21 protein-coding genes are annotated in these 23,677 nt (G+C 69.0%); 8 read left to right on the forward strand and 13 right to left on the reverse strand.

The features are described 5' to 3' along the window. Positions 1 to 90: 90 nt before the first annotated feature. From ACSQ2F_RS14635 to ACSQ2F_RS14665, 7 genes are all read right to left on the reverse strand, one after another. Entirely contained in the window at positions 91 to 2,163 is a 2,073-nt protein-coding gene (locus tag ACSQ2F_RS14635; RefSeq protein ID WP_436024032.1) for a hypothetical protein, read from the reverse strand. A gap of 287 nt (positions 2,164 to 2,450) precedes the next feature. Beyond that, positions 2,451 to 4,571, reverse strand: coding sequence for a DUF4832 domain-containing protein (locus tag ACSQ2F_RS14640; protein WP_436024034.1), 2,121 nt, complete (start codon positions 4,569 to 4,571; stop codon positions 2,451 to 2,453). A gap of 295 nt (positions 4,572 to 4,866) precedes the next feature. After that, a complete protein-coding gene (hemW, locus tag ACSQ2F_RS14645; protein WP_436026829.1) occupies positions 4,867 to 6,039 on the reverse strand; it encodes a radical SAM family heme chaperone HemW in 1,173 nt (390 codons plus the stop codon). A gap of 49 nt (positions 6,040 to 6,088) precedes the next feature. Continuing rightward, the gene (rdgB, locus tag ACSQ2F_RS14650; protein ID WP_436024036.1) at positions 6,089 to 6,694 is read right to left on the reverse strand and encodes an RdgB/HAM1 family non-canonical purine NTP pyrophosphatase; all 606 of its coding nucleotides are present in this window, start codon (positions 6,692 to 6,694) and stop codon (positions 6,089 to 6,091) included. A 16-nt stretch (positions 6,695 to 6,710) separates the two neighbouring features. Beyond that, the gene (gene rph, locus ACSQ2F_RS14655; RefSeq protein ID WP_436024038.1) at positions 6,711 to 7,436 is read right to left on the reverse strand and encodes a ribonuclease PH; all 726 of its coding nucleotides are present in this window, start codon (positions 7,434 to 7,436) and stop codon (positions 6,711 to 6,713) included. A 70-nt stretch (positions 7,437 to 7,506) separates the two neighbouring features. Next, the gene (locus ACSQ2F_RS14660; RefSeq protein WP_436024040.1) at positions 7,507 to 8,421 is read right to left on the reverse strand and encodes a PP2C family protein-serine/threonine phosphatase; all 915 of its coding nucleotides are present in this window, start codon (positions 8,419 to 8,421) and stop codon (positions 7,507 to 7,509) included. A 3-nt stretch (positions 8,422 to 8,424) separates the two neighbouring features. Continuing rightward, complete coding sequence (locus ACSQ2F_RS14665) at positions 8,425 to 9,387, reverse strand: serine/threonine protein kinase (protein WP_436024042.1); 963 nt, start codon at positions 9,385 to 9,387, stop codon at positions 8,425 to 8,427. Between the two features lie 28 nt (positions 9,388 to 9,415). Here ACSQ2F_RS14665 and ACSQ2F_RS14670 point away from each other — a divergent pair, with 28 nt between their 5' ends. The 3 genes from ACSQ2F_RS14670 to ACSQ2F_RS14680 all read left to right on the forward strand — a co-directional run bounded on the left by ACSQ2F_RS14670 (position 9,416) and on the right by ACSQ2F_RS14680 (position 12,205). Further along, entirely contained in the window at positions 9,416 to 10,360 is a 945-nt protein-coding gene (locus ACSQ2F_RS14670; RefSeq protein ID WP_436024044.1) for a YicC/YloC family endoribonuclease, read from the forward strand. Between the two features lie 130 nt (positions 10,361 to 10,490). Next, a complete protein-coding gene (locus ACSQ2F_RS14675) occupies positions 10,491 to 10,874 on the forward strand; it encodes a DUF2231 domain-containing protein (protein WP_436024046.1) in 384 nt (127 codons plus the stop codon). A gap of 29 nt (positions 10,875 to 10,903) precedes the next feature. Then, positions 10,904 to 12,205: a PQQ-dependent sugar dehydrogenase gene (locus ACSQ2F_RS14680; RefSeq protein ID WP_436026831.1), complete on the forward strand. Its 1,302-nt coding sequence runs from the start codon at positions 10,904 to 10,906 to the stop codon at positions 12,203 to 12,205. Positions 12,206 to 12,265: 60 nt separating this feature from the next. On the opposite strand, the gene ACSQ2F_RS14685 is transcribed toward ACSQ2F_RS14680, so the two are convergent. From ACSQ2F_RS14685 to ACSQ2F_RS14695, 3 genes are all read right to left on the reverse strand, one after another. Further along, positions 12,266 to 14,689, reverse strand: a complete 2,424-nt coding sequence (locus tag ACSQ2F_RS14685) for a hypothetical protein (RefSeq protein ID WP_436024048.1) — start codon at positions 14,687 to 14,689, stop codon at positions 12,266 to 12,268. 9 nt (positions 14,690 to 14,698) lie between these two features. Further along, entirely contained in the window at positions 14,699 to 15,709 is a 1,011-nt protein-coding gene (locus tag ACSQ2F_RS14690; protein WP_436024050.1) for a PfkB family carbohydrate kinase, read from the reverse strand. 111 nt (positions 15,710 to 15,820) lie between these two features. Continuing rightward, positions 15,821 to 16,174 carry a hypothetical protein gene (locus ACSQ2F_RS14695; RefSeq protein WP_436024052.1) on the reverse strand — a complete coding sequence of 118 codons (354 nt, stop codon included), beginning with the start codon at positions 16,172 to 16,174 and terminating at the stop codon, positions 15,821 to 15,823. Positions 16,175 to 16,357: 183 nt separating this feature from the next. Between ACSQ2F_RS14695 and gmk the strand changes: the two genes are divergently transcribed. The 3 genes from gmk (at position 16,358) to ACSQ2F_RS14710 (ending at position 19,588) form a co-directional block, all read left to right on the forward strand. Beyond that, positions 16,358 to 16,978 carry a guanylate kinase gene (gene gmk, locus ACSQ2F_RS14700; protein ID WP_436024054.1) on the forward strand — a complete coding sequence of 207 codons (621 nt, stop codon included), beginning with the start codon at positions 16,358 to 16,360 and terminating at the stop codon, positions 16,976 to 16,978. A gap of 21 nt (positions 16,979 to 16,999) precedes the next feature. Further along, positions 17,000 to 17,203 carry a DNA-directed RNA polymerase subunit omega gene (gene rpoZ / locus ACSQ2F_RS14705; protein WP_056462407.1) on the forward strand — a complete coding sequence of 68 codons (204 nt, stop codon included), beginning with the start codon at positions 17,000 to 17,002 and terminating at the stop codon, positions 17,201 to 17,203. Between the two features lie 102 nt (positions 17,204 to 17,305). Continuing rightward, positions 17,306 to 19,588 (forward strand): RelA/SpoT family protein, encoded by a 2,283-nt coding sequence (locus ACSQ2F_RS14710; RefSeq protein ID WP_436024056.1) that lies wholly within the window; start codon positions 17,306 to 17,308, stop codon positions 19,586 to 19,588. On the opposite strand, the gene ACSQ2F_RS14715 is transcribed toward ACSQ2F_RS14710, so the two are convergent. Both ACSQ2F_RS14715 and ACSQ2F_RS14720 read right to left on the reverse strand, forming a co-directional pair. After that, positions 19,569 to 19,823 (reverse strand): hypothetical protein, encoded by a 255-nt coding sequence (locus ACSQ2F_RS14715; RefSeq protein ID WP_436024058.1) that lies wholly within the window; start codon positions 19,821 to 19,823, stop codon positions 19,569 to 19,571. The genes ACSQ2F_RS14710 and ACSQ2F_RS14715 overlap by 20 nt on opposite strands. Further along, positions 19,820 to 20,728: a LysR family transcriptional regulator gene (locus tag ACSQ2F_RS14720; RefSeq protein WP_436024060.1), complete on the reverse strand. Its 909-nt coding sequence runs from the start codon at positions 20,726 to 20,728 to the stop codon at positions 19,820 to 19,822. Before ACSQ2F_RS14720 ends, ACSQ2F_RS14715 begins: the two co-directional genes overlap by 4 nt. Positions 20,729 to 20,836: 108 nt before the next feature. Here ACSQ2F_RS14720 and ACSQ2F_RS14725 point away from each other — a divergent pair, with 108 nt between their 5' ends. Beyond that, on the forward strand, positions 20,837 to 21,589 hold the full coding sequence (locus ACSQ2F_RS14725; RefSeq protein WP_436024062.1) for an SDR family oxidoreductase: 753 nt from the start codon (positions 20,837 to 20,839) through the stop codon (positions 21,587 to 21,589). Positions 21,590 to 21,822: 233 nt separating this feature from the next. On the opposite strand, the gene greB is transcribed toward ACSQ2F_RS14725, so the two are convergent. Next, positions 21,823 to 22,383 (reverse strand): transcription elongation factor GreB, encoded by a 561-nt coding sequence (gene greB, locus ACSQ2F_RS14730; RefSeq protein WP_436024064.1) that lies wholly within the window; start codon positions 22,381 to 22,383, stop codon positions 21,823 to 21,825. 99 nt (positions 22,384 to 22,482) lie between these two features. On the opposite strand from greB, the gene ACSQ2F_RS14735 reads away from it, so the two are divergent. Beyond that, a complete protein-coding gene (locus ACSQ2F_RS14735; protein WP_436024066.1) occupies positions 22,483 to 23,622 on the forward strand; it encodes a GGDEF domain-containing protein in 1,140 nt (379 codons plus the stop codon). Positions 23,623 to 23,677 lie beyond the last annotated feature (55 nt).

The following is a 23,677-nucleotide window of genomic DNA, read 5'->3' on the forward strand; positions in this document are numbered from 1 at the left end:
AGCAAAAGGGCGGCCTCTCGGCCGCCCTTCTTTCATTTCCGCCCGGAAGTCCGCCTGGCGAGCCGCTCGGCGCACGTCGACGGCGTCGCCTCAGGGAATCGCGACCACCAGTGACTTCTCGTCGCCGGCTCCATCGGCGCGACAAGCGATGTAGACGGTCTGCGCGCCCGGCGTTCCGAAGCTGGTTGTCTTCGTGTGCAAGCGTCCGTCCGAGGAAGCCGTCAGGTTGTCGTACATGGCGCCATACGGCGTTCCCGCCTGGGTGCCCATGCGGCATTTCGCGGCCACGTTCGACGTGAGCGAGAAGCTCGCGGCGTAGCCTGACCGCGTGACGGTGCCAAGCGTCAAGGCGAGCGGCGCCGAGCCCGGGTCGGGCACCTCCGGCGTCCCCGTGCTGCCGATGAAGACCCACGACGGCAGGCCGACCATGTAGCTCGACGCCGGGCCCTGGTCGTTGAAGTTGGTGGCGAACAGGATGCGTGAACCATCCCGGCTGATGGTGGCCTGGTGTTCGCCGAAATACCCGTCGGTGCCGAGTTGCCAGCGGTCCACCACGCGCGTGTGGGCGACGGCGTACTGCTTGCCGCCCGGCTTGAGTTCCACGAGCATCAGCTTGCGGTACGGCGCCTCGAGCGTGGTGTCAGGGCGCACCCCGTAGTCACGGTAGTCGTCGTAGGTGCTGATCAATGCCCACCCGGGGCGACCGAAGGCTTGTCCGGAGATGTGGGCCGCATACGCGGAGCCGACTCGCGGGTACAGGGACATGATGTCGAAGCTGCCGCCGGTGGCCAGGTCGATGGCTCGGATCTGCTTGCTGCTGTAGTCCGTCACCACGTAGTAGTCCTGGCCGGCCGGACCGAAGGCCAGGTCGCTGTGCTCGCTCTTGTCGAGCAGCTTGCGGTGGCTCGAGAAATCACGCACGTAGGCCCGGGTGCCGAGTTCCGGTCGGTTGTCCCACGAGGGCACCGCGTACTTGCCGCTCGGCGACATGCTGATGTGGTCCGGGTAGGCGTTGCCGAACTGGGATGCGTCCAGCATGCCGAGGATGGTGTCCGTCTCGCGGTCCCAGGTGAACAGGCCGTGGATGGTCTTGACCTGGGTGGCCTCGTCGTAGTGGCTGGCCATGAAGGCGAAGTAGCGCCCGTCAGCCGACGACGTGCCCTCCCCCTTGGTCCACACCTGCGTGGCACCCGGCCAGCGGGCCTTGATGCGCGCCCGGAAGTCGCCGATGACCTTGTCGTCCGCATCGGTCTCCACGTTCTTCTCGTACCAGACGAGTCCGCCTTCGCGACCGGTGTACCAGAGCCTGGACGGGTCGGTCGGGTGCCAGATGGGTTCGCACTGGCCCGCCATGTCGCGCAGCGCGCCGCCAGTGCCCTTGCGCGGCAGGACCTTGAAGGTGTTGGCGTCGTACAGCAGCCAGAAGGAATCCTCGGAGTGAGCGAGGTAGCGCGTGTTGTCCGCATTGAAGGCCTGGCGACGGCTGTAGTCGTGGCGCACGTAGCGTGACGGGCTGCCACGGTCGGAGGCGATGGTGGCGCGGTAGACCCGGGTGCCGAACACGGGGTCGACGTAGCTGGGCGCGGCCAGGCTCGTGGCCTTGGCCTGCGGTTTCGCCACCGCGGGTTGCGCCTCCTTGCCGAGCGGCTTGAGCGAGAAGGTGCTCGTGTACAGGCTGTCGAAGGGGTTGATCGTGTCGATCGACACCGCGTCGATGAACGTGGCGTGGTTGCCCGCGAAGGTCGTGCCCAGCTTCAGGGTGTACGACCCCGCGGCCGGGACGGTGACGTTGGCACTGACCAGGCGGGTGAATGCGGTGGAGGGGGGCGAAAGAGGTCCGCCCACCGGACGATCGTCCAGCCACACCTGCACCGGGTTGACGGCGTTGCCGGCGCGGCGCGCCGCCATGAACGACACCCGGTAGACCCCCGGCGTGAGGGTGACGGTGCGCGACACCCGTGCGTCGGCGCTCTTGAGGAATGCGGTCTGCTGCCCCTCGGGCGCGGTGCCCGCGGTGAAGGCACTGCCATTGCGCTGGATGCCGCTGCCGGTGACCCCGGCAAAGGCCCAGCTGGAGCCGACCGGCTTGTAGGTGTGGGTGGCCGCCGGGAGCACCGGTGCCTCGAAGCCTTCCAGGCCTGCGGCCGAGGCGCTGGTGACCATGGCCAGCATCGCGCTCGCCGAAGCGAGCGCGCCTTGCCACCGTCTCTCGTGCCTGCTCGCGCTCGCGCCCGTCCGAAGTCCGCGCCGTGAAGTCGTCATGTCCGCCCGTTGAAGTCGATTCGGCGGCCATCATGCGGACGGGCTCACGCACTGTCGAGCGGCCTTACGGCCGGCAACCATTGCGATTGGGGCTCCCCTCGAACGGGGGTTGTCGGCAGCGATGCAGGCAGCGATGAAAGGCCGGGCGGACCGGTGGACGTCGAGCGTCCACGGTCGCCCGAGCTGCGTCAGCGGACCGTCAGGAGCGTACCGGTGCGGAAGGCGCCCAGCGACGACTCCCACGCCTGCGAGCGTGAGGCGTTGTCCGCGTTCGCCGGCCGCACGCTGTAGCGAACGTCGGTGCGCAGTTTTTCGGCTGCGTCGGGCAGCGCCAGCAGCACGTCGTACGTACCAGCGGGCGTACCGGCAGGCAACGTGAAGGCGGCCGATGCGGTGCTCGTGGTCCCCGGCAACCAGGCCCTCGGATCCACCGCCGGCACCGGCACCCGCACCACGCCTCCACCCGTGCGATGGCGAAGCACCAGCACGACGGCTCGCGGGTTGTAGGCACGCGCCCAACCGACGTTGCGCACGGTCAGCAGCAGCTGGCCGGCCTGGCCGGCCGCCACCTCGGCGCTGTGGCGCAAGGTGTCGAGCTCGAAGCGGTAGCCCAGCCGGCGCTTGACCTCGGCCATGCAGCCCTGCGTTTCCCAGCGGGCATGGAACGTGTCGCGGTAGTAGTCGTTGTTCAGGTAGCTGAGCGAGAACTGCTTGCCTTCGCGAAGGATGTCTTCGCAGGTGGTGCGCGGCGCCGGGTTCGGTTCATCGGCCGGATTGCAGGTCTCCCCGCCGAAGGGCGTCACGGCTGACACGGCGGCGACGTAGTCCCGTTCGCGCGCGCGGGTGCTCGCGTTCTCGCTGTAGGTGCCGACGTCCGTCGTCGAGGCCAGGAAGCAGTCGTTGTGCACGCCGATGCGGCTTGCCGCCGAGCCGTCGCGCCATGCCGGCACCTGCGGCGCCCACTGCATCAGGTACGCCGGGTAGCGCAGCTGCAGGAAGCGGTCAGCCGGCAGCGCGTCGAGCAGCGCATCACGGATGGCGGTGCGAGGGCTCGCGGCCGTGAGGCCGTTGGAAGAGGTATGCCATTCGCCCCACGCCCCGATGAAGCCGGCCTGGAGGTAGGCGATGACGTCGGCATTGGCGGTCAGCACCGGCTTGAGCTGGGCGATGTGGCCGAGCACCCGCGTGAGCGGCGCATCCTTGACGTTGCGGTACTCGGTTTCGCTCTCCGGGTAGTTGTAGAGGAAGCGGGGCACGAGCTTCAGGCCTGCACGCCGGGCGATGGCGAAGCGCTCGGTGAGCTGGGCCAGCACGCTGTCCGGCAAGGCGCTGGCCGCATAGGCATCGAGACGCACCGGTGCATACACCACCCGGTAGCCGGCGCGGAACTGCGCATCGGCATCCGCCTGCGTCCACTGGAGCAGGTTGTCGGCCGCCCAGGTGTACATGCCGCGCTCGGGGTTGCCGAATTCGGCGGTGCTGGCGATGAAACTGGTTTCGGTGGACGTGGCGGGGGCGGGGGCGGGAGCGGGCGCGGGTGCGGGGGTGGGCGCCGGGGCGGGAGCAGGAGCCGGTGCGGGCGCAGGTGCCGGTGCAGGTGCAGGTGCAGGTGCAGGTGCCGGTGCCGGTGCCGGTGCCGGTGCAGGTGCAGGTGCAGGTGCCGGTGCAGCAGCGGCCGGCATCCGGAACGCCTGCTTGCCGTCGGACGTCGAACACGCGCGCATCGAAAACCCGAGGGTGCCCAGGCCGGAGGGCGCCGTGAGGCACAAGCGGCTCGAGGGGTTCCTGAACTGCACGAGCGACGTGCTGCCTGCGCGCGGTTCCACCTCGAAGTGCTGGCGCGTGAGCGTGGTCCGGCAGTCGCCGAGCTCGACGAAGGCGCCTGCCCCGGTGCCGGTCGCGGTCACACACAGCCCGGTCTGCGCATTGCGCAAGGCATAGGTCGACGTGCCGGCGGCAACCGGCGTGAAACTGAACTGCTGTGCGGCGCTGGCGGTGCTGCATGCGGCGAGCCGAACGTCCCAGCTCGCTGCAACGGCTTCGACGCAGGCTCCGGTCGCGTTCGCCACGATGGGGGTGGCCGTGGTGCCCATGCGGACGGCTGCCGCCCCGGCCAGGCCGCCTGCGTCCGTCACCGGGGCGGCGCCTTGCTCGGCGGGCGTGGCATCGACATCGGTGCGCTGGGCGGTGGCGCCTTCGCTCGCGCCACCACAGGCCGTGAGGAGGCTGGTGCCGGCCAGGGTTGCGACAAGGGCGGCGAGCCGGCGCACCTTGTGGGCGCGGGCGTGGTGGGTGGTGGCGGGGATCATGGGTCGGCCTCGTGCACGGATGGGATGCCGTGCGGCCGGTGGGCAGCGCAGGGCTCGCGGGCCCGCAGTGTCACTGAGAAGGACGAGGCAAATGTGACCTTGTGTTGGGCACGGTTCCATTGCGGCGACGCTGAGGTCGAGGGCGGCCCGCCGGCACGCCCCGGGTTGCCCGCTCCAGGGCGCTGCGGTCAGCGTGCTCGCCCTGAACACGCCCGGTTGCCGGCTGCAGCAGATCGTTACCGGTAAAGACCCGTCCGTGTCGGCGTCGCTGTACGTGCGTCGATGACGCCGCGCGCTACAGGAACAGAGCCTGCAAGTCGTTCAGGAAGTCGAAACCTCGTTCAGTGGGCTCGACGCGAACGAAGTCCCGCGTGATCCACCCCCGCGCCTCTGCCTCGGCCAAGGGCTTTTGCAGCGCGGTGAGCGGCAGGCCGGTGCGCTCCGTGAAGCGAGCGAGTTCGAAGCCTTCGCGCAGCCGCAGCGCGTTCAGCATGAATTCGAAGGGCAGCTGGCTGCGCTCGACCTCCTCGTCGCGCGCCACCGCCTGGCCGGCCGTGGCCTGGGCCATGTAGCGCGCAGGGTCCCTGAAGCGGATCTGCCGCACCACCCGGTGCGGCAACGACAGCTTGCTGTGGGCGCCGGCGCCGATGCCGAGGTAGTCGCCGTAATGCCAGTAGTTGAGGTTGTGCTGGGAGCGGTGACCCGGACGGGCGAAGGCTGACACCTCGTAGCGTTCGAGGCCTGACGCGGCCGTGCGTGCGGTGATCAGGTCGAGCATGTCCGATGCCGTGTCGTCGTCGGGCACCGCCGGCGGGAACTTGGCGAACATCGTGTTCGGCTCGATGGTCAGGTGGTACACCGACAGGTGCGGCGGCGCATGCGCGAGCGCCTGCGACAGGTCGGCTTCGAAGCGCTCGAGGTCCTGCCCCGGCAGCGCATACATCAGGTCGATGTTGAAGGTCTCGAAATGCGCGCGGGCCTCCTGCACCGCGGCCAGCGCCTGGGCTGCATCGTGCACCCGGCCCAGCGACCGCAGCAGCGCGTCGTCGAAGCTCTGCACGCCGATGGACAGGCGGGTGACGCCTGCGGCACGGAAGGCCTTGAAGCGGTCGCGCTCGAAGGTGCCGGGGTTCGCCTCCAGCGTGATCTCGAGCGCGGGCTCGAGCGGCAACCGCGCGCGCAGGTCAGTGATGAGCTGCTCGATGGCGGCCGGAGAGAACAGGCTCGGCGTGCCGCCGCCGATGAAGATGCTGTGGATGCGGCGGCCCCAGATGAGCGGCAGTGCCGCTTCGAGGTCGGCCCGCAACGCCGCCAGGTAATCCGCCTCCGGCACCGTCTCCCGCGACTCGTGGGAGTTGAAATCGCAGTACGGGCACTTGCGGATGCACCAGGGCAGGTGCACATAGAGCGCGAGCGGCGGCAAGGCGCTCAGCGACAGGGTGCCCGGGCGCATGTAGCGCGCCACCATGTCGGCTGCCACGCCCGGCTCCTCAGCGGCCGCCGGCAGGATGGGGATGTCAGCCAAGGTGCCAGACCTCGCGCATCAGGCCGAGCATCTGGCGTGCGGCGATCGCACGGTGGCTCACGGTGTTCTTCACCTCGGCCGGCAGTTCGGCCACGCTCGCCGAGAGTTCACGAATGAACAGCAGCGGGTCGTAGCCGAAGCCCGCGCTGCCGCGCGGCGCTTCGAGCAACTCCCCGTCCCAGCGGCCGAAGGCGATCAGCGGCTCCGGATCGTCGGCGCTGCGCACGGCGACGAGGGCGCACACGAAGCGCGCCCGCCGGTCGGTGTGGGCCAGCATGTTGGCCAGCAGCACGCGGTTGTTGTCCGCATCGGTGCGGGGCCCGCCGAAGAGCGTCGCGTAGCGGGCCGACAGCACGCCCGGTGCGCCACCCAGCGCATCGACGCACAAGCCGGAGTCGTCGGCAATGGCGGCGCGTCCCGACGCACGGGCCGCATGGCGGGCTTTCTCGAGCGCGTTCTCCACAAACGTGCCGTGCGGTTCCTCGGCCTCGCCGATCCCGAGCGAGCCCTGGGTCACCAGGTCGACACCGAGCGGGGAGAACAGCGCCTGCAGTTCCGCCAGCTTCTTGCCGTTGTTGGATGCGAGCACGAGCTGCATGGCGCGCCGCCCCCCGTCAGCCGGCCAGTGCCTGGCGTTGGGCTTCGATGAGTTCGCGCACGCCCTTGTGCGCCAGCGCCAGCAATTGCGACATCTCGGTGTCGCTGAAGGGCACGCCCTCGGCCGTGCCCTGCACCTCCACGAAGCCGCCACCGGCCGTCATGACGACGTTCATGTCGGTGTCGCACACCGAGTCCTCGATGTATTCGAGGTCGAGCAGCGGCGTTCCCTCGACGATGCCGACGGAAATGGCGGCCACGCCTTGGCGAATGGGCGACTCGACGAGCTTGCCGGCTTGCTGCAGGGTGCGCACGGCGTCGACGGCCGCCACGTAGGCGCCGGTGATGGCCGCGGTGCGGGTGCCGCCATCGGCCTGGATGACGTCGCAATCGAGGTGGATGGTGCGCTCGCCCAGCGCCTTGAGGTCGAACACGCAGCGCAGCGAGCGGCCGATCAAGCGCTGGATTTCCTGCGTGCGGCCGCTTTGCTTGCCGCGCGCGGCTTCGCGGTCGCTGCGGGTGTGGGTAGCTCGCGGCAGCATGCCGTACTCGGCCGTCACCCAGCCCTCGCCCGAGCCCTTCTTGTGCGGCGGCACCTTCTCTTCCACCGAGGCGGTGCACAGCACCTTGGTGTCGCCGAAGGCGATGAGCACCGAACCTTCCGCGTGCTTGGTGTAGTGGCGGGTGATGGTGACCGGGCGCAGCGCGTCGGCGGCGCGGTTCAGGGGGCGGGTGAAGGACATGGAGGTCGGCTCGGTTTGAAAGCAAAAACGCCCCGCGATTGTCGCGGGGCGCGGATGGGGCGGGCGGCGCTCAGGACTTCTTCTGGGACGAGCGCTTGATGGCTTCGTTGATCTCGCGGATGGAGCGCTCGATCTCGGCGTCGTCGAGTTCGTCGGCGGGCGCCTCACCCATCACGCTGGCCTGGATCGTGGAGGCAAACACCTCCTCGCCCAGCGACTGGGTGGAAATGCCACCGCTGCTGTCGTTGTCTTCGGCCGATTCCCACTCCATGGCCAGCACGGTGACGTTGTCACTCTTGGCACCGCCATTGCGCAGGGCCTGCTCGACGAGTTCCGGTACGGCATCGGCAATGCCGTTGCGCGCCAGCTGCTCGGTGATCACCGCATCGCTCACCGTGCCCCACAGGCCGTCGGAGCACAGCAGCAGCCGGTCGCCGCTCTGCAGCAGCAGCGGGCCGACGGTGTCGACCACCGGCTTGCCGGGGCTGCCGAGGCAGGTGAACAGCACGTTGCGGTTGAAGCGCTCCGGCATGGGCACCACGTGGCTCATCGTCTCCTGGAGTTCGGAGTACGAATGGTCGCGGGTGCGGGCAATGAGCTTGTCGCCGCGCACGAGGTACAGGCGGGAGTCACCGCAGTGCGCCCAGTAGGCCGAGTTGCCCTGCAGGACGCAGGCGACCACGGTGGTGCGAGGGGTGTCGATCAGCGCCTTCTGGGTGGCGTAGCGCAGCAGCTGGTGGTGGCCGGCGATGATGGCTTCGTGAAGGAAGCGCATCGGCTCCTTGAGCGTGGGCTTGGCATCGCGCTGGAACATGGCCGCCAGCGTCTGCAGCGCCAATTGGGACGCGACCTCCCCTTCCGGGTGGCCGCCCATGCCGTCGGCCAGCGCGAAGAGACCGGAATCCCGCGTGTAGCAATAGCCCATGCGGTCTTCGTTCTTCTCGCGCCCGCCCTTGCGACTGACCTGGTAAACGGAAAATCGCATGGTTCAACTCTTGGCGGTCAGGTTTTCAAGCTGGAGCTTCAGTCGTTCGCTGAAGCTGAGTTTGGTATAGCGCCGTTCGGTCTCGCGCGCCAGTTCTTTTTGCAGCGAGAACACGCTTTGCGGACGCGACAGCGGATCGAGGGACATGCACCACTCGGTCACTTCGATCAGGTTGTCGGAATACACGTTGCGCAGGCGCGAGAGACTCAGCGCCAGGCGGTCTTTCTCGATGCGTTGCGGCGAATCGTTGGGCGGGTAGCCCTGCATGCACGCGTAGATGCAGGCGCCGATGGCGTAGATGTCGGTCCAGGGCCCGAGCGTGCCGTCGCGGCGGTACATCTCTGGGGCGGCGAAGCCCGGCGTGTACATCGGACGGATGAAGTTGCCTTCCTTGCTCAGCACCTCGCGCGCCGCGCCGAAGTCGAGCAGCACCGCCTTGTTCTCGTTGGTGATGAAGATGTTGGCCGGCTTGATGTCCAGGTGGAGCATCTTGTGCTGGTGCACGATGCGCAAGCCGCGCAGGATCTCGTCGAACAGCGAGCGGATGGTGGACTCGCGGAAGACCTTGTCGCGCTTCAGGTCGCGCGCCGTGACGATGAAATCCTGCAGGGTGTCACCCTGCAGGTAGTTCATCACCATGTAGACGGTTTCATTCTCGCGGAAGAAGTTCAGCACGCTCACCACGCTCGGGTGGCTGATCTGCGCGAGCGACCGGCCTTCCTCGAAGAAGCTCTTCAGGCCGAGGCGGTACAGTGGCTGCTTCTCGGGCTTGACCCGGGGAGTGAGTTCGCCCGGCGCACGCTCCGCCAGCGAGGAGGGGAGGTACTCCTTGACGGCCACGAGGTGGCGATCGGCGTCTTCGGCGAGGTACACCACGCCAAAGCCACCGGCCGCCAACTTCTTGATGATCTGGTAGCCGCCGACCACGGTGCCGGATGGCAGTGGAGCGGGCTTCGGCTTTGACATAATCGAATTTTGCAATGCGATAAATTGAATGCCAGTCTACAGCATGACCGGGTATGCCAGCGCCACCGCCGGGGCGCAATCCGCGACGGATGCCACAGCGGCTGGTGACGGGGCCGCGGCCCGCCCCTCCCCTGGCGCGACCTCAAGCGTGATGGTCGAACTGCGCTCTGTCAACGGGCGCTTCCTCGATCTCGGCTTCCGCCTCCCCGACGAGTTCCGGTCCCTCGAGCCCGCCCTGCGCGACCTGATCACCAGCACCTTCCGGCGCGGCAAGATCGAACTGCGGCTCAACACCCATCGCGAAAACGAAGGCAGCTGGCCGCAACCCCAGCATGACCAGCTCAATCGCCTGAGCCGGCTGGAGAGCACGGTGCAGAGCTGGCTGCCCAAGGCGCAGCCGCTGTCGGTGCACGAGGTGCTGCAGTGGTGCAAGGGCAGCGCGCCGAGCGAGAAGCTCGACGACGCCGCCCTCGACGCGGCCCGCCGCTGCGTGGCCGGCCTCCTCGAAGCGCGCGAACGCGAGGGCGCCAAGACCGTCACGGTGCTGATGGAGCGCGTGAAGCGCCTGCGTGAGCTGGCCGTCGAGGCGGAGCCGCTGGTGCCGGCCGCGATCGAGCGCCAGCGGGAGCGCTTCCTCGAACGGTGGCAGGAGGCCCTGGCCGCGGCCAACGCCACGCAGACGATCTCCCAGGAGGCGCTCCAGGAGCGTGCCATCAACGAGGCCGCCGCCTTCTCCATTCGCATCGATGTCGCCGAGGAGCTGGCGCGCCTGCGCTCGCACCTGGACGAGATCGCCCGCCTGCTGAAGAAGGGCGGCGAGGTGGGCAAGCGCCTCGACTTCCTCATCCAGGAGCTGCTGCGCGAGGCGAACACGCTGGGCTCGAAGGCGTCGTCCATCGAGCTCACCAACATCTCCGTGGAAATGAAGGTGGCGATCGAGCAGTTGCGGGAGCAGGTGCAGAACCTGGAGTGATGGCGCCGCAGCGAGCGGGGCGGCGGCGGCCGAGGTCGCCCGCCGACATGGCCCGCTCGTCGCGCCTCTCCACACACGGCAACCCTGTTGCCTCATCGAGGGCAGGCACCGCAATTGCCCTGCGGGCGGCATGCATGCCGTCATCACCTTCTCATCACTGCCGCTGTGGCTGGGCGCTGTTCTCAGCGACTGGGCCTACGCCCGAACCGACCAGGTGCAATGGACCAACTTCGCTGCCTGGCTCATCGCCGGCGGCATGATGGTCGCAGGCATCGCCCTGCTCTGGGCCCTTGTGGCGGTTGCCGCCGGTCGCCTGCGCGCTTCGCGCCCGTGGCCGTACCTTGCATTGTTGGTGACCACCCTGGTGCTGGGCTTCGTCAACGCTCTGGTGCATGCACGTGATGCCTGGGCGGCCATGCCGACGGGGCTCGTGTTGTCGGCAGTGGTGCTGCTGGTGGCCATCCTCGCCAGTGCCCTCGGGCTGGCGGCCCTGCGTCGCGGAGGTGCCGCATGAGCCGCTTCCTCGCCACGCCCCGGCACCTGATGCGGCGCCACATCGGCAGTGGCGCGCCGACGCTCGCCGCGCTCTTCCTCGTTGCCGCCTGCGGCGATGCGTCGGTCGGCACCCCGCAGATCGGGCCGAACCCACAACTGCCGGCGCCCCACCGCGGCCTGCTGCCGGACATGACGATCGCCGAACCGTCCCCGTGGGGTGACCGTCAGCCGAAGGTGCCGGAGGGTTTCACCGTCTCGGCCGTCGCCGAGGACCTGAAGATCCCCCGCCAGATGCTCGTGCTGCCCAATGGCGACCTGCTGGTGGCCGAAGGCAAGGGTGGCGGCGCGCCCGCCCTCACCCCCAAGGACCTGGTGGCGAGCGTGATCAAGTCACGGGGCACGAGTTCGGTAAAGGGCGGCAACCGCCTGACGCTGCTGCGCGATGCCGACGGCGACGGCCGCTACGAGGGTCGCTGGGTGTATGCCGAGAACCTGAACGCGCCCTACGGCCTCGCGCTGGTGGGCAACAGCCTCTTCGTCGCCAACCAGGACGCCTTGGTGCGCTTCGCGTACCAGCCCGGCCAGACGCGAGCCTCGGCGCCCCCCGTGACCTTGACCCGCCTGCCCTCGGAGATCAACCACCACTGGACCAAGGCCCTGACGGCGAGTGCGGACGGGCGCTTCCTCTACGTCGGCATCGGCTCCAACAGCAACATCGGCGAGCGTGGCATGGAGGTGGAGGAGAGCCGCGCCCAGGTGTGGGAGGTCGACGCACAAACGGGCGCCTCCCGCGTCCATGCCACCGGGCTGCGCAACCCGACGGCTCTAGCCATCGAGCCCACGCAGCGCCAGTTGTGGGCGGTGGTCAACGAGCGGGACGAACTGGGCGCGGACCTGGTGCCCGACTACCTCACCTCGGTGCGGGCAGGCGCGTTCTACGGTTGGCCCTATGCCTACTGGGGACCCAACGTCGACACGCGAGTGCGCCCCCCTCGGCCGGACAAGGTCCAGGCGGCTGTCCGTCCGGACTATGCGCTGCTGTCGCACTCGGCGCCACTGGGCGTTGCCTTCTCGAATGCGGAGATGGGCAACCCGCGCTTCGCGGAGGGCGCCTTCGTCGGCATGCATGGCAGCTGGAACCGCGAAGCACCGGTCGGCTACAAGGTGGTCTTCGTGCCGTTCCAGAACGGGAGGCCCAGCGGCGAGGCCATCGACTTCGTCACCGGCTTCCAGGCCGACGGCAAGACGATGGGCCGGCCGGTCGGGGTGACGGTCTCGCCCCGCGGCGAGCTGTTCGTCGCCGACGACCTGTCGAATGTCGTGTGGCGCGTGGCACGTCGGCGCGACTGAAGCGGGGCCGCAGCGACCCGGTCGCACCTCTCTTTCGAACGTCGTGCGCGTCGCGCCGGGCTAACGGATGTCGAGCTCTACGCTGCGACCTGCCGCCAGCACCCCGCTCCGTTCCCCGTGCCGCCACCCGAGCGAACGCGGCCCCTGGGCTTCGCACGCCAACTGCAGGCGCCGGCCCCGTAGCCGTAGCCGCAGGCGGTGGCCGCGCACGTGCACCACCGTCGTCACGTCGTCCAGTTCATCAGGCGGTTGCGGCCGCAGTTCGATGCCCTGGGGGCCAAGCCACAGGCCGAGGTAACAGCGCTGCAGCACGTCCCAGCAACCGCCCATGGCGCCGAGGTGCAGCCCTTCATGGGTGCTGCTGCCCGGGCCGGCCGCGAGATCGGTGTCGAGCGCCTTGCGGAAATGCCGCCACGAGGCCACCGGGTCGTGCGCACACAGCGCCCCTGCCAGAACCACCCGCGACAGACTCGACTCGTGGCTCACGAGCGGCAGGTAGTGCGCGAGGGTGCGGGCCTGCCAACCTTCGTCCAACTGCAGTCCCAGGTGACGCACCAGGTCGTCCACGCCATGCGCGCCGAGCAGGTGAAACAGCATCGGCACGTCGGGCTGCTTGATGACCTGGTAGCGATTGACGTCATCGCCCCGGGCCATCAGCCACCAGTCCTCGCGTTGACGGGACTCGGGCGGCGGCAGGTTGGCATCTTGCGGAGGGATGAGGCGATCAAACCCGTCGAACTGCGACAGCACGTCGCCCGCGAGCCGCGGCAAGGCGATGCGGCGGCTGGCGTCGTGCCACGTCTCGATCTCCGCCTCAGGGAGGGCGGCATGGCGCTGCAACGCCTGCCAATGGCGCACGTCGAGGTGCGCGGGCAGTTCGGCGGCGCACCGGAGCGTCCACGCCGCCATCGCGTTGGTCCAGGCGTTGTTCGACAGGCCCGGGCGTGTGGCGCCCGGAGGGCGCTCGTGGTACTCGTCGGGCCCCATGACGCCGTGGTACTCGAGGCGGCCGTCGCTGCCCTCGGTCGCGCACGAGGCCCAGTAGCGGGCGATCTCCACGATGAGCAGGCCGCCGCAGTGGACGAAGTGCTCGGCGTCTCCGGTCGCCAGGTACTGCAGCCACGCATCATGTGCGATGGTGGCCCCGATGTGGCGCTGCAGGAAGGTGTGGTCGGACTTCCACCGGCGGGCAGGCGGGATCCACTGCGCCTGCGGTGTCTCCTCGTCGCCGGTCACGGCACTGCGCCAGGGAAACATGGCTCCGGTGTGCCCGGCCGCTTGTGCCGCACGGCGGGCCGCACCCAGGCGGGCCGATCGGTATTCCAGCCAGCCGGCAGAGACCTCGGGCAGCCGGACGCAGGTGAACGGAAGGACGAAGCCGGCGTCCCAGAACACGTGGCCGAAGTAGCCCTCCTGCCAGCCGCGCGACGGCAGTCCGACGTCGCGCGTGGCCGCCTGCGGCGAGCCGGCTTGAAGCAGGTGAAAGGCTGCGAATCGCAGGGCGCGCTCGAGCGCCGCGTCGCCGCACGCGGCCACGACCCGTTCCCACAACGCCTTCCACGCCTCGCGATGCGCGTCGAGGGGTGTGGCGTGGGAGGCCGACCATGCCATCGCGTCGGCGGGCGCGGGTCCGCTGCCATCGGTGGGTGAGACGCGGACCCACAACAGCAGCTCGAAGGCCTGCCCGCAGGCAGCGTGAAGCCGCTGCGTCGACTCGAGCGGTGCGTCCGCGGCAAGGCGTTCCGGGGGGCTCATCGCCTCGCCGGGCGGCACGGTGACGAGCCCGTTGGCGATGTGCACATGGCGCCGGCCGTCGAGGGTGTCCGCCCGCACCGCCATCGCGGCAGGTGCGCTCGCCACACCGGGCATGGGCGTCACCCGCAGGTGCACGCCCTCGTAGGCGGCGGTGCGGGAGAGCTTGGCATTGCGCACTGCGGTCTGCAGGCGCGCCCCGGCGACGACCGCCCCGGACCAGTCCAGCGGCGTCACGCACCAATGCACCCACGCCAGGCCCGCTTCGGCCATGCTGACCGCGCGCGTCTCGACCACTTGCGTGCGCCGGCCGGCAGCGTCGGCCGACGTCCATTCGCGGCGCGCCACGCCTTCGGCCATGTGCAAGGTGTCCCGGCGCGATTCGACGTGGCCACCGCCGAACCATGTCGCCTCGCCTTCGTGCCGAAAGCTCAGCCCGAACGGATCGGGCAAGCGGGCGAGCGCGGTGATGGGCAAGTCGCGCCCTTCGATGCGCCGCACGGCATGGTTGTAGAAGCCCGCGACATACAGGCCCGGGTAGTAACCGGGTGCCTGCCGGGGCGGCGGGGCGGCGGCCTCGCCATGCTCGTGCGTGCCGCCGAACGCCGCTTCCGGCGGGGCGGCCCGCACGAACAGCAACCCGTTGCCAAGCCCCAGCAAGGACTCGCGCTGCGGCTGGGTTGCCGGGTCAGGCGGGTCGAAAACGAGTCGCCACGGGTCGTCGTGAGCCATGCGCCCTCGTCAGCGGCCCTTGGCCCGGCCGAAGCTGCCGGGCCAGGGTTCACGCTCGCGCGCCAGCGCCATCCGGGCATCCAGCGCCTGGCGGTCAGGGTAGGCCGGCTGGGAACCGTAGCCGGCCACGGCCATCTCGCCGGCGGCCACACCGTGCACGGCGGCCGTTGCGACATCGCACCCCGACAGCAGGGCGACGGCAAAGGCACCGGTGAACGCATCACCCGCGCCGGAGGTGTCGACGACTTTGTCCGGCGCGGCCGCTCCCTGGTACCAGCAACGACCGTCATGCAGCACGAGACACCCACCATCCTCCAGCTTGACGCACACGCACCCGGGGCCGAGGTCGGCCAGTCGACGAGCGGCCTCCTGAATCGCATGGGGATCGGATGAATCGGGCCGCTCGGAGAGGCCTGCCAGCGCGAAGGCCTCTTCGACGTTCGGGGTGAGCACGTCGACTTCGCGCAAGATCTCCAGAGGGACGTCGTTCGGGAACGAAGGATCGACGACGACTCGAATGCCGCCTTGCCGGGCTCGCGTGATGGCCTTGGAGGCCGCGTCCGGGCTCACCTCGAAGTCGACGGTCAGCACCGAGCCGGATGGCGCGGCCGCCACACGGCTGGCGACCTCCTCCGCCTCTGCTGCAGAAAAGGCCAGGTTGGATCGGCCGGCGAGCACGATGCGCTTCTTCCCGTCCGGGGGCACCGTGATGATGGACACGGCCGTGCCCGGGGCCCCGTGCAGGACGCCGTCGAGATCGACGCCGGCGTCCCGTAGCGGCTGCAAGGCCTGTGCGGCGAGGTCGTCCGTGCCCACGCGCCCGAGCAGCCAGGCGGCACATCCCAGCCGGCGGGCGAGCGCCGCCCGGTTCGCCGCCTTCCCGCCCGACAGGCGCACGAGGTCGTGTGCTGCCAGCGTCTCCTTCGCACCCGGCGCTTCGTCCGTGCGCATCTCGAAGTCGGCATTGATGCTGCCCAGCGACAGCAGCACGGGGTCCCGCTCGTCCAGCGGCTTGTCCATCGACGCTCACTCCTGCCTGGTTGAACCACACGGCAGGCGATCCCGGGCATCGTGCCGCTCGCCTGCGTGCGCTTGGCCCCGCTTTCGGCCAAACGAAGTGCCTGACCGCGCTCAGATGCGGCGTCGCTTGAGGCGCTTCAGCTTGAACAACCGCCAGACGGCTTCCAGCTTGAGCGTCATGCGGCCCACGGGACGGCGCAGAAAGGGCACGTCCTGCGCGATGAGCAACAGACCCAGGGGCAGGAATTCGATGCCCACCACCGGCAGAAACCACAGCACGCTGGCCGCGATGCAGAGCAGACCGAGCGGAATGCGGATCCAGCGTGACTCCGGCGCGGTCACCCAACGGATGGCGCGGCAGACGGGGTTCGGAACTTCCCTTTTCAGGCCTTCGACAGCCCGGTCGAGTTCGTCGGGCCGGCGGTCATCGGTGCCGTTGTCGGTGGGCATGCGGTTCAGGGGCATCTTTCGGGTGGCCAAGGTGCGGTCAGCGAGCAATCGGGCTGCCCGCTGCCGGTCGGCACGGTCGGCAGTGTCACCGGAACGTCGACTCTTGCCGCTGCCGCCCTCCCCGTGCACGCGCCGACGCCGGGCCGACTGATAGACTGCCGGTCGCGGTTTCGCACCGCCCCACTCCCCGCATCGACGATGGACTACCCCGGCAACCTCTTCGTCGTCGCCGCCCCGAGCGGCGCCGGCAAATCGAGCCTCGTGAAGGCCCTGCTCGAGCTCGACTCGCACCTCGTGGTGTCGATCTCCCACACCACCCGGGCGCCGCGCGGCCAGGAGCAGAACGGCCGCGAGTACCTCTTCGTGGACACCGCCACGTTCCAGAAGATGATCGACGACGGCGAGTTCTTCGAATGGGCCGAGGTGCACGGCAATCGCTACGGCACCTCGCGCGCCGCCATCCAGGAGCGCGTGGCCGTGGGCCAGGACGTCGTGCTCGAGATCGATTACCAGGGAGCGCTCCAGATCAAGAAGCTGTTCCCGAACGCCATCCTGATCTTCATCCTGCCGCCGAGCTGGGACGAATTGAAGCAGCGGCTGACCCGCCGCGGCGAAGACGCCCCCGAGGTGATCGCCCAGCGGTTGGTGAACGCCCGCATCGAGGTCGACCAGGCCCGGCACTTCGATTTCGTTATAATCAACGCCCTGTTCGAAACAGCGCTGTTCGATCTCAAAGCGATCGTTCACGCGCAACGGCTCAAGTACGCGGTGCAGAAGAAGGCCAAGCCTTCGGTGTTTGCCGCGCTCGGCCTGAACTGATCGCCTTACCCGGAGTGACCCATGGCCCGCATCACCGTTGAAGACTGCCTGACCAAGATCCCGAACCGCTTCCAGCTGGTGCTTGCCGCGACCTACCGCGCCCGCATGCTGAGCCAGGGCCATGCCCCGAAGATCGAAACCAAGAACAAGCCCGGCGTCACCGCGCTGCGTGAGATCGCCGCCGGCGAGATCGGCATCGAGATGCTGCGCAAGGTTCCGGTCTGAGCGCCGGATCGGCACCGTCAAAGCGGCCCTTCGGGGCCGTTTTTCATTGGTGCGACAACCCTTTGCGTCGTGCCGGCCGGCATTCCGGGCTAAATTAGCACCATGGGTGCCCCGACTTCCTCATCGCTGCGAAAACCCGACGCCGCCGGCTCCGGCCGCCGCAGTCCGCCCGAACCCATGCCTGCGGCCGCCACCGACGCGGCCGCAGCCTCGTTTGCCGCCCTCACCCACAAGCTCGACTACCTCGAGCCGCATGACATCAAGCGCGTGCGCGACGCCTACCGCTTCGCGGACGAGGCGCACCTGGGCCAGTTCCGCGCCAGTGGCGAGCCCTACATCACCCATCCGATCGCGGTGGCCGGCCTGTGCGCCGACTGGAAGCTCGATGCGCAGGCCATCATGGCCGCGCTCATGCACGACGCGATGGAGGACTGCGGGGTCACCAAGGCCGAGCTGATCGAGCGCTTCGGGGCGGCCACCGCCGACCTGGTCGACGGGCTCACCAAGCTCGACAAGCTGCAGTTCTCCACCAAGGAGGAATCGCAGGCCGAGTCGTTCCGCAAGATGCTGCTCGCGATGGCGCGCGACGTGCGCGTCATCCTCATCAAGCTCGCCGACCGGCTGCACAACATGCGCACGATGTCGTCGATGGCCGAGTCCAAGCGGGTGCGCATCGCCCGCGAGACGCTCGACATCTACGCCCCCATCGCGCACCGCCTGGGCCTGAACCAGACCTACCGCGAGCTGCAGGAGCTGTCGTTCCAGTACCTGCGGCGCTGGCGGCATGCCGCGCTGTCGAAGGCGGTGCTGCGCGCGCGCGGCTACCGCCGTGACATCGTCGAGCGCATCCAGCGCGAAGTGGAAAAGGCCTTCCAGGACCAGGGCGCGCAGGCGCAGGTGTACGGCCGCGAGAAGACGCTGTATTCCATCTACACCAAGATGCGAGAGAAGCACCTGAGCTTCGCGCAGGTCAACGACATCTTCGGGTTCCGCATCGTGGTCGAGACCTTGCCGGAATGCTATCTGGCGCTCGGCGTGCTGCACCAGCTCTACAAGCCTTTGCCCGGCCGCTTCAAGGACTACATCGCCATCCCGAAGGCCAACGGCTACCAGTCGCTGCACACCACGCTGGTCAGCCCGCTCGGCACGGCGGTGGAGTTCCAGATCCGCACGGAGGCCATGCACGCCGTGGCCGAGAAGGGCATTGCCGCGCACTGGGTCTACAAGGCCGGCGGCGGCCAGGTGCAGGACGCCCAGCGGCTCGGGTCCATGTGGCTGCAGTCGCTGGTCGACATCCAGGACGAAACGCGGGATGCGAGCGAGTTCCTCGAACACGTCAAGATCGACCTCTTCCCCGATGCCGTCTACGTGTTCACGCCCAAGTCGAAGATCATGGCGCTGCCGCGTGGCGCGACGCCCGTCGACTTCGCCTATGCCATCCACTCCGACATCGGCGACCACTGCGTGGCCGCCAAGGTGAACGGCGACCCCGTGGCCCTGCGCACCGAGCTTCGCAGCGGCGACGTGGTGGAAGTCATCACGGCGCCCGGGGCCCGGCCAAACCCCGGCTGGCTCAATTTCGTTCGCACCGGCCGCGCGCGTTCCAAGATCCGCCACTACCTGAAGAACATGGAGCAGGAGGAGTCGGAACTGCTCGGCGAGAAGTTGCTGGCGCAGGCACTGCGTGCCGAGGGCCTCGCGCTGCCGCCGCCCGACGCGCCCGATGCCCCGGCCGGCGGCCTGTGGCAGCAGCTCACCCGCTGGAGCGGCAACCGCACTCGCGAGGATCTGCTGATCGACGTGGGACTCGGTCGCAAGATCGCCACCATCGTGGCCAAGCGCCTGGCCCAGCTGATGGCAGAGCATGGCGTGAAGCCGGACGCGCTGACCCTGACCATGGGACGGTACGCGGCGGACGACGCCACCCCGACCCAGGGCCTCGTGGTCATCGACGGGGCCGAAGGGGCTTCGGTCCAGCTGGCCACCTGCTGCCGGCCCATCCCCGGCGACGCGATCGTGGGCTACCTCGGTCGCGGCGAGGGCTTGATGGTGCACACCGCCGAGTGCGGCGTCGGCAAGCGCCTCTTCGAGCGCGACAGCGAGCGCTGGATGGACGTCGACTGGGCGGAGGAACCGACCCGCGCCTTCGAGACGCGCGTCAGCATTCTGCTCAAGAACGGCAAGGGGGTGCTGGCTCAGGTCGCCGCGGCCGTGAGCGCTGCTGAAGCCGACATCACCCACATCGAGATGGGCAACGAGCCGGCCTCGGAAACCGCCGAACTGCAGCTGCTCATCAGCGTGCGCGACCGCCTGCACCTGGCCGACGTCATGCGCACCTTGCGCCGCGCCAGCGCCGTGCTGCGGGTCACTCGCGTCCGCCCCTGAGCTGCCTGCCCGCGGTGTTGGCGAGCGAGGCCGTCGGGCACGTCGGCGATGCCCAGCCCGCCTTCGGGGCCTGCAGCATGAGCAGGCTGTTGTCGAAAGTCAACGGGCCGGGCACGTCGATGGCGACGTGCTCGCGCCGCTTCCGGAATTCCCAGCGGTAGCGCTGCGCGCCGCTGCGGCCCTGACGGCAATGGCGCCCTCTTGCCGCATCGGTCCGACGCGGCAGCACCTTCACCGACCCGCGTTGTACGGCGCAAACACCTCCACCACCCAGTCCACGAACACGCGCAGCTTGGCGCTGAGGTGCCGGTTGGGATAGGCGACGTGGAACGGCATGGGCGGCGGGGCCCAGTCCGCCAGCACCTCCACCAGGGCACCGCTGTCGAGGTGCGCCTGCACGATGGGCCCGAAGGTCTGCACGAGGCCGAGTCCGGTCAGCGCGGCGTTCACGTGGGCGGTGCTCTCGTTGACCGAGATGCGGCCCTGGCCCTGGACCTCGACGCGCTCGGTGCCGCGCACGAACGTGGCGGGCACCTGCCGGCCGGACTGCGCGGAGAAGTAGCTGGCCATCGCATGGCGCCCGTTCATCAGGTCGTGGGGCGTGGCGGGTGCCCCGTGGCGCGCCAGATACGCCGGAGCGGCCACGGTCACGAAGGCCATCTGTGCGATGCGGCGCGCCACCAGCGTCTGGTCGGAGATCGCACCCCCTCGGATCACGCAGTCCACCGCTTCACCCACGAGGTCCACCGGGCGGTCGCTCACGCCCAGGGCCAGGTGCACGCGCGGATGGCGCTCGAAGAACGCGGGCAGCTGCGGCATGACGATCAGATTGGCCACCACCGACCCGATGTCCACGCGCACGCAGCCCCTCGGCTGCGCCTGCGTGCCGGCCAGGTCGGACTCGATCTCGTCGAGCTCCGCCAGCAAGCGCGACGTGCGCTCGTGGTAGGCCGCACCTTCCGGCGTGACCGTCACGCGCCGCGTGGTGCGGTGCAGGAGCTTCACCTGGAGATGCGCCTCCAGCTGCTGGATGAGCTTCGTGACGGAAGGCTTGGGCATCTGCAACTGGTCGGCGGCGCGGGTGAAGGTGCCGGCCTCGACGACGCGGGCGAAGACGCGCATGGCGGTGATCTGGTCCATCGCCCATTATTCGCGGATCGGAAACAGACATGTGCCGTTCAGCGGCTTTGTCGGGCAGAGCTTCCCCTCAACACTGCACGCTCTCTCCCACTCCGAAAGAGCTTCTCCATGACTTCCCGACTCACCGACAAGATCGCCCTCGTCACCGGCGGCACCAGTGGCATCGGTCTCGCCACCGCCAAGCGTTTCGTGGCCGAAGGCGCCCATGTCTTCATCACCGGCCGTCGCCAGGCCCAGCTCGATGCCGCCGTAAGCGAGATCGGCTCCAACGTCACGGGCGTGCGCAGCGATGTGTCCGACCTGGCCGACCTGGACCGCCTCTACGACACCATCCGCACGGAGAAGGGCCGGCTGGACGTGCTCTTCGCCAATGCCGGCGGCGGCCAGGTGGCGGCCCTCGGCGAGATCACCGAGGCGCACTTCGACAGCATCTTCGCAACGAACGTCCGGGGCGTCGTGTTCACCGTCCAGAAGGCATTGCCGCTGATGTCCCGCGGCGCCACCATCGTGCTGAACGCTTCGACCACGTCCATCAAGGGCACGCCCGGCTTCAGTGTCTACAGCGCGAGCAAGGCGGCGGTGCGCAACCTGGCACGAAGCTGGGTGCTGGACCTGAAGGAGGCCGGCATCCGCGTGAACGTGCTCAGCCCCGGCGTCGTGCCCACGCCGGCCTACGAGTTGCTGGGACTGAAGGGCGATCAGCTGGCGGGCTTCATCGAGATGCAGGCGCGCACGATCCCGCTGGGCCGCGTGGGCGCCACCGACGAGATCGCCCGGGCCGCGGTCTTCCTCGCCTCGGACGACAGCAGTTTCGTCAATGGCGTGGAGCTGTTCGCCGACGGCGGGATGACGCAGGTGTGACGCCAGCGTCATCGCGGTGATCCGCAGAATCTCCCTGGCGGTGCGCACGTCGCACCGGGCAGCACTGCCAGGGCCAGATGGCCGCATCGTCCGCCGTCCGCAGGCCAGAAGGGTCGGCGCCCCGTCGTGCAGCGGGTTGCCACTGTCGCCACGCACGAGGCTTCGTCCGCCAGCCCTGTGAATCGAAGATGGCTGCCGGACGTGCCGCGCGGTCACCGGTCCGCGCCGTTCACTCAGTCGTTGCGAGGCGCGGGGTAGCTCACGGCCAGCACCTCTAGGCGCTCGAGCCCGCCGGGCGTCATCAGCTGCACCTCGTCGCCCACATTCGCCTTGAGCAAGGCCCGGGCGATGGGGGCGATCCAGCTGACCTCGCCCTGGCTGCTGTCGGCCTCGTCGATGCCCTTGATGGTGATGGTGTTCTGTTCCCCGCGCTGCGTCTCGTAGGTCACGGTGGCGCCGAAGAACACCTGCTCGCGGCCGTGGTGCAGCGAGGGATCGGTCACCTCGGCGATGTCGAGCCGCCGGGTGAGGAAGCGGATGCGGCGGTCGATCTCGCGCAGCCGCTTCTTGCCGTAGAGGTAGTCGCCGTTCTCGGACCGGTCACCGTTCTTGGCGGCCCAGGAGACGACGTCCACCACCTTCGGTCGCTCGACGTCGAGCAGCTGGATCAGTTCCTTGCGCAGCCGCTTGTAGCCCTCGGGCGTCACGTAGTTCTTGCTGCCCGCCGGGATCTGCGGGAGGGCGATGTCGTCATCGTCGTCGCCGTCGGTCTCTTTCGTGAAAGCCTTGCTCATCCTCGAATCCTCTCACCTTTCACACTCTGCCCCGCACGCCCAGGGGCTTTTTGGGCATGATGGCAAGGGGACGTTCACTTCTCCTCGCCACCAGCTTCGATGACTCTCGACATCCAGACCGTTCTCATCGTGCTGCTCGCCAACGCCGTGGCCACGGCCATCGCGCTGCCGGTCATCATGGGGTGGCGGGTGAGTCTGGCGGCTCGGGCGTTCCAGGGGGCATCGGTCGCCCAGGCCCTGGGCTGGCTCGCGTTCCTCGTGGCCACCCGCATCGACGACCGCTTGATGTCGTCGTTGTCGATGGCCTGCCTGAGCGGGAGCTTTGTCCTCCTGTGGGTGGCCCTGAACGGGTGGCTTTCGGCACGGCCCGGGCGGGTTCCCCTGATGGTCTTGGCCGTATTGACACCGGCGGGCTACTTCCTCAGCTTCGACCACTATGCGCTGCGCGTCGGATGGTCCAACGCCGGGCTCACGCTGCAAATGCTGATCCTGTGCGCAGCGCTGGTGGCACCTGCACCCCAGGCCAGCCGCCGATGGCGCGGGCTGGTGCTGCTGTGCATGCTGACCCTGGCTGCCGTTACCGCGTGGCGAGGCGTCCTCGGCGCCTTCTTCACCGCGGAGTATCCCTTCTACCGGGCCACGCACCCGGTGAACATGGCAGCCGCGTTGCTGTATCACGTGGCACTGGCCATGTGCACCATCGGCCTGCTTGTCGCCTGGCGCGAGGAGGCGGAGCGCAGCTTGAAGCAACAGGCGCAGACCGACGGGCTCACGGGCCTGTTGAATCGTCAGAGCTTCGGCGAACGGGCGGAGAAGATCGTCGCCACTGCCCACCGCTACGGCGATCCGCTCTCGCTGCTGATGCTGGACGTCGACCACTTCAAGCGCATCAACGACGGCTTCGGCCATGCCACCGGCGACGACGCCTTGCGCACCATGGCCGCCGCGCTGAGTGCCTGCGTGCGTGGCGGCGACCTGATCTCGCGGCACGGGGGCGAGGAGTTCTGCGTCCTGCTCAACCGCGCCGGCCTGGCCGATGGGGACCGGTTCGACGACCGCCTGCGCGCTTGGCTTCGCTCCGAAGTCGAGAAGCTGCCGCATGCCCTCGACTTCAGCGGCGGGCTGGCAGAGCTGCAGCCCGACGAATCCGTGGACGCGCTGCTGCGGCGGGCGGATGCGGCGCTGTACCACGCCAAGGCGGCCGGCCGGGGCAGGACGAAGCACGCGGACATCGCGTGATGTAGTGCACACCGGCCCCGCGCGCGGGCTGCACGGCCCTCAACCCGGCCAGGTG

It is taken from the genome of Rhizobacter sp. LjRoot28 (genome assembly GCF_964253025.1).
Taxonomy (GTDB): domain Bacteria; phylum Pseudomonadota; class Gammaproteobacteria; order Burkholderiales; family Burkholderiaceae_C; genus Rhizobacter.